The organism is Shimia sediminis (genome assembly GCF_003990645.1).
GTDB classification, from domain to species: domain Bacteria; phylum Pseudomonadota; class Alphaproteobacteria; order Rhodobacterales; family Rhodobacteraceae; genus Shimia; species Shimia sediminis.
In genome coordinates this window covers 1-733 of record NZ_RYZK01000073.1, presented here as the reverse complement: position 1 = coordinate 733, position 733 = coordinate 1, and the positions used below count along the sequence as shown (strand labels likewise).

Annotated in this window: 1 protein-coding gene; it reads left to right on the top strand. The window is 47.3% G+C overall.

Annotation, left to right across the window (positions count from 1 at the left end; genetic code table 11):
• Positions 1-188: 188 nt before the first annotated feature.
• On the top strand, positions 189-344 hold the full coding sequence (locus EK369_RS22905; RefSeq protein WP_206198158.1) for a hypothetical protein: 156 nt from the start codon (positions 189-191) through the stop codon (positions 342-344).
• Positions 345-733: the final 389 nt, after the last annotated feature.

Genomic DNA, 733 nt, shown 5'->3' with positions numbered 1-733 from the left:
GTTTGAAGCTATTCGTATCAAAATGAACAGTCTGACCGTTGTTGCTTTGGCTTGCTTGGCTGTCGTTGCCAATGCTGCTCCATCTGGCTGGGGTCTCCACGATGATGGCCAATGGCACGGAGAGGGTCTCCTCGAAAGCCAATACCATGGAGAAGGAATCTTAGCTTCCGGTGCTCTTGGACACCACGGTGCCATCATTGGTGGTGTTCTTCCCGCTGCTCATGCCGTTGTTGCTGGACCTGTCCATGGAGCTGGAGCTGTTTTGGTACCACCTAGTGCTGGAGCCGTCGTTTCTGGACCAGCTCATGGAATTCTTGGACACGGACTCCTTGGTCATGGAGTAGTAGGACACGCCGCTGGAGCTGTCATTGCCGGTCCCTCCGGAGTTGTTGGACCAGCCGGTATCATTGGTGCTGGACATTGGGGCGGTCATCATGGTCATTGGTAAACTTTGCCAATACTGAATGGAAATATACACACTCGAACGGGGTCTCTAAGGAGCTCGCTAGGAAGGACTTTGGAAATTTAAGTTATTGTTTTAAATGGCATATGGTATTTTTGGTATTTCTGGCCTCCGCTGGTATCCCTAGAGAGTCTGTTTGAGTTCGTAATGTCGTTTACGGGTTTACTGACTGCGCATGTACAATTGACTGCGATTATAATTACATTTGTTTTTTTTTTTTTGTTCACTGTATATATACATGTCCATAATAATAAATTAATGATGCAAGCG